The sequence below is a fragment of the Rugamonas sp. genome (assembly GCF_025354735.1).
In the GTDB taxonomy this organism is placed as follows: domain Bacteria; phylum Pseudomonadota; class Gammaproteobacteria; order Burkholderiales; family Burkholderiaceae_D; genus Rugamonas.
In genome coordinates this window covers 1-4,305 of record NZ_JANXMI010000266.1, presented here as the reverse complement: position 1 = coordinate 4,305, position 4,305 = coordinate 1, and the positions used below count along the sequence as shown (strand labels likewise).

5 protein-coding genes are annotated in these 4,305 nt (G+C 62.2%); all 5 read right to left on the bottom strand.

The window, feature by feature from the left end:
• Positions 1 to 8: 8 nt before the first annotated feature.
• A complete protein-coding gene (locus tag Q0S71_RS21590; protein WP_020706067.1) occupies positions 9 to 698 on the bottom strand; it encodes a response regulator in 690 nt (229 codons plus the stop codon).
• 18 nt (positions 699 to 716) lie between these two features.
• Positions 717 to 1,430, bottom strand: coding sequence for a phosphate signaling complex protein PhoU (phoU, locus tag Q0S71_RS21585; protein WP_296000239.1), 714 nt, complete (start codon positions 1,428 to 1,430; stop codon positions 717 to 719).
• Between the two features lie 83 nt (positions 1,431 to 1,513).
• On the bottom strand, positions 1,514 to 2,314 hold the full coding sequence (gene pstB, locus Q0S71_RS21580; RefSeq protein WP_296000236.1) for a phosphate ABC transporter ATP-binding protein PstB: 801 nt from the start codon (positions 2,312 to 2,314) through the stop codon (positions 1,514 to 1,516).
• 25 nt (positions 2,315 to 2,339) lie between these two features.
• A complete protein-coding gene (gene pstA, locus Q0S71_RS21575) occupies positions 2,340 to 3,212 on the bottom strand; it encodes a phosphate ABC transporter permease PstA (protein WP_296000234.1) in 873 nt (290 codons plus the stop codon).
• Complete coding sequence (gene pstC, locus Q0S71_RS21570; RefSeq protein ID WP_296000231.1) at positions 3,212 to 4,216, bottom strand: phosphate ABC transporter permease subunit PstC; 1,005 nt, start codon at positions 4,214 to 4,216, stop codon at positions 3,212 to 3,214. Before pstC ends, pstA begins: the two co-directional genes overlap by 1 nt.
• Between the last annotated feature and the right edge of the window lie 89 nt (positions 4,217 to 4,305).

Below are 4,305 nucleotides of genomic sequence, written 5' to 3'. Positions count from 1 at the left end.
TTAACGCTTTATTTTTCCGACAGCATATAGCCTACACTACGCACGGTCTTGATCAGGTGCTCGGCCTCCTTCAAGGCCTTGCGCAGCCGCAGCACGTGGACGTCGACGGTGCGCTCCTCGATCACCACATGGTCGCCCCATACCTTGTCGAGCAGCTGGCTGCGCGAGAACACCCGTTCCGGATGCGCCAGCAGGAACTTCAGCAGCTTGTACTCGGCATGGCCGATGTCGATCTTCTGCTCGTCCATCAACACCGTGCAGCTGACCGGGTCCAGCATCACATTGGCCGCACGCATGGTGGCCTGCGCATGCTCGGGGCTCTTGCGGCGCAGCAGCGCCTTGGCGCGCGCCAACAGCTCGCGCGGCGAGAACGGCTTGGTGACATAGTCGTCGGCGCCGCTGTTGAGACCCGCCAGCTTGTCTTCTTCCATGCTCTTGGCGGTCAGCATGATGACCGGAATTTCATTGAACTGGCGGTCGGAACGGATGCGCGCCAGCAGGCGCAGGCCGGTCTGGTCGGGCAGCATCCAGTCCAGCAGGATCAGTTGCGGGGTCTTGGTCTGGATGAAGTCCCAGGCCTCGGAACAGCTTTGCACGGCGCAGCAGTTCCAGCCTGCCTCGCGCAGCGAAAACGTCACCAGCTCGACAATGGCTGGCTCGTCTTCGACGATCAGTACGGTAGTTTTATCGGATGCCATTTTTCTCTTTTGTATTTCTTACTGCGCCTGCTCAGGCACATCGTCCGGTATCGGTGCGGTCTTGGTGTGGCGGATGTCCTTGCCTTCGACGACGTAGATGACGTATTCGGCGATGTTCTTGGCGTGATCGCCGATGCGCTCGATCGCCTTGGCGACCCACAGCGTGTCCAGCGCGGCCGAGATTGTACGCGGATCTTCCATCATGAAGGTGATCAGATTGCGCATGATCGAACGGAACTCGTGGTCGATCACGGCGTCCTGGGCGATCAGCTGCAAGGCCTGGCGGCCGTCGTTGCGGGCGAAGGCGTCGAGCGCGTCGTGCAGCATGTCGCTGGCGCTGTTGGCGATGCCGCGCACCATTTCGTAATGGTTGACGGTGACGGCGCCGCGGCCGTGCAGGGCCTTGGCGGTGCGGGCGATCTTGGTCGCTTCGTCGCCGATGCGTTCGAGGTCGGTGATGACCTTGATGGTGGCCATGATGGTGCGCAAATCGTTGGCGGCCGGCTGGCGGCGCACAATCAGGTGGCTGCAGGCGTCGTCGAGCGACACTTCGAGCTGGTTGACGGTGTCGTCCTCACGCATGACGCGGTCGGCGCGCTCCGGATTGCCGATGCGGAAGCAGGTCATGGCGTCGAGGAACTGGGTCTCGACGATGCCGCCCATCAACAATACCTTGGAGCGGATCGCTTCGAGTTCGTGGTCATACTGCTTGGATGAATGCTCGCCTATCATGCTGGTCTCTCCGGAAACGATTTATATAGTTTAATTAGTTTATACAGTTTACACGATCAGGCGCGCCGGCCTGAACCTTGGCATCAGCCGAAGCGGCCGGTGATGTAATCCTGGGTTTCCTTGCGGGCCGGATTCATGAAGATCTGGTCGGTTTCGCCGAATTCGACCAGTTCGCCCAGATACATATAGGCCGTGTAGTCGGAGCAGCGCGCCGCCTGCTGCATATTGTGGGTGACGATGGCGATGGTGTAATCCATTTTCAGTTCGGAGATCAGCTCTTCGACCTTCGAGGTCGAGATCGGGTCCAGCGCCGACGTCGGCTCGTCGAGCAGCAGCACGTCCGGCTTGACGGCGACGCCGCGCGCGATGCACAGGCGCTGCTGCTGGCCGCCCGACAGCGACAGGCCGCTCTTGCTCAGCTTGTCCTTCACCTCGGTCCACAGCGCGGCCTTCTTCAGCGCCCATTCGACGCGCTCGTCCATCTCGCCCTTGGACAGGTCTTCATACAGGCGCACGCCGAAGGCGATGTTGTCGTAGATCGACATCGGGAACGGCGTCGGCTTCTGGAACACCATGCCCACCTTGGCGCGCAACATGTTGACGTCCTGGTCGCCGTCGAGGATGTTCTTGCCGCGGTAGATGATGGAACCCTCGGCGCGCTGGCCCGGGTACAGGTCGTACATGCGGTTGAGCGTGCGCAGCAGCGTCGACTTGCCGCAGCCGGACGGGCCGATGAAGGCCGTGACCTGCTTTTCATGGATGTCGAGGTGGACGTTGGTCAGGCTCTGCGTTTTACCGTAAAAGAAATTCAGTCCCGAAATCTCGATGGTCTTGCGCTTGGCGGTCATGGCGGCGTTTTTTCCGTTGGTCAGTTGCGTATTCATGGTCGGTCGCTTATGGAAATATTGGTCAGTTCGGGATTTTTTGGCTGAACAGCGTGCGCGACAGGATGTTCAGCGCCAGCACGCTGAAGGTCACGAGCAGCGCGCCGCCCCAGGCCAACGAACGCCAGTTGTCGTAGGGGCTCATCGCGAACTGGTAGATCACCACCGGCAGGTTGGCGATGGGCGCGTTCATGTCGGCGCTGAAGAACTGGTTGTTCAGGGCCGTGAACAGCAGCGGCGCGGTTTCCCCGGAAATGCGGGCCAGCGCCAGCAGCACGCCGGTGACCACGCCGGCCTTGACGGCGCGCAGGCGCACCAGCATCGCCACCTTCCAGCGCGGCGCGCCGAGGGCGAAGGCCGCTTCGAGCAGGCTGTTGGGCACCAGGCGCAGCATATTGTCGGTGGTGCGCACCACCACCGGCACGGCGATCAGGGCCAGCGCGATGGTGCCGGCGAAACCGGAAAAGTGGTGGGCGTGGGCCACGTACAGGGCGTAGACGAACAGGCCGATGACGATGGACGGCGCCGACAGCATGATGTCGGTGACGAAGCGGGTCACGCTGGCGACCTTGTTTTCCTCGCCGTATTCGGCCAGGTAGATGCCGGCCAGGATGCCGATCGGGGTGCTGATGGCGGTCGACAGGCCGACCAGCATCAGGCTGCCGACGATGGCGTTGATCAAGCCGCCACCCTCGCTGCCCGGCGCCGGCGTGTCGTGCGTGAACATGTCGACGCTGAGCGCGCCGAAGCCCTTGTAGAGCAAGGTGCCCAGTATCCAGATCAAAAAGGCCAGGCCGATCGACATGGCGAACACCGACAGGGCGATGCCGACGCGGTGCACCATCAGGCGCTTGCGGTAGACGGGGTTGATGACGGCTTTGGTAGCGGCGGAGTTCATTATTTGACGCCTTCCTTGCGGGACATTCCGGCCAGCATCAGCTTGGCGGCGGACAGGACGATAAAGGTGATGACGAACAGTATCAGCGCCAGCGCGTACAGCGACGACACGTGCAGCGGCGTTTCGGCTTCGGCGAATTCGTTGGCCAGGGTCGAGGCGATCGAGTTGCCGGCCGAGAACAGCGACCACGACAGCGAGTTGGCGTTGCCGATGACGAAGGTGACGGCCATGGTTTCGCCCAGCGCGCGGCCGAGGCCCAGCATGACGCCGCCGACCACGCCGGACTTGGTGTAGGGCAGCACGATCTTGCGCACCACTTCCCAGCGCGTGCAGCCGAGGCCGTAAGCGGATTCCTTCAGCACGGCCGGCACGATCTCGAACACGTCGCGCATCACCGAGGAAATGAAGGGGATGATCATGACGGCCAAAATCAGGCCGGCGGTCAGGATGCCGATGCCCATGGTCGGGCCGCTGAACAGCTGGCCGATAATGGGGATGTGGCCCAGCGTGTGCTTCAGCAGCGGCTGCACATAGTCTCCGAACAGCGGCGCGAACACGAACAAGCCCCACATGCCGTAGATGATGGACGGCACGCCGGCCAGCAGCTCGACGGCCGTGCCCATCGGGCGGCGCAGCCACGGCGGGCAGATTTCGGTCAGGAACAGGGCGATGCCGAAGCTGACCGGAAAGGCGATCAGCAGCGCGATGCCGGACGTGGCCAGGGTGCCGACGATGGCGATCAGGGCGCCGTATTTGTCGTTGACCGGGTCCCACTCGACGGTGGTGATGAAGCTCGGCCCGAATTCCTTGAATGCCGGCCAGGCGCCGAGGATCAGCGAGGCGATGATGCCCAGCAGCACCAGCAGCACCGACAGCGCGAACGTCATCGTCACTTTATGGAAAATGAAATCCTGCGCGCGCTGCTTGCGCATGGTGCGGTGCATGGCGTTCTGCGCGGTCTGGCTCACGGTGGACTCCGGCACGGGGATCGAAGAGGTAGTCATTTCAGCGCTCATAAGTATTCTCTTTGGTGACTCTTTGGTGTTCTTTTACTTCAGATGCAGGCTAGCCTGCGCCGCCCTTTCGAGCGGCG

What these genes read in the sequence shown, in the direction of transcription:
- pstB (WP_296000236.1), bottom strand. Translation starts at nt 2,314, where the DNA reads ATGAATACGCAACTGACCAACGGAAAAAACGCCGCCATGACCGCCAAG.
- pstA (WP_296000234.1), bottom strand. Translation starts at nt 3,212, where the DNA reads ATGAACTCCGCCGCTACCAAAGCCGTCATCAACCCCGTCTACCGCAAG.
- phoU (WP_296000239.1), bottom strand. Translation starts at nt 1,430, where the DNA reads ATGATAGGCGAGCATTCATCCAAGCAGTATGACCACGAACTCGAAGCG.
- pstC (WP_296000231.1), bottom strand. Translation starts at nt 4,216, where the DNA reads ATGACTACCTCTTCGATCCCCGTGCCGGAGTCCACCGTGAGCCAGACC.
- Q0S71_RS21590 (WP_020706067.1), bottom strand. Translation starts at nt 698, where the DNA reads ATGGCATCCGATAAAACTACCGTACTGATCGTCGAAGACGAGCCAGCC.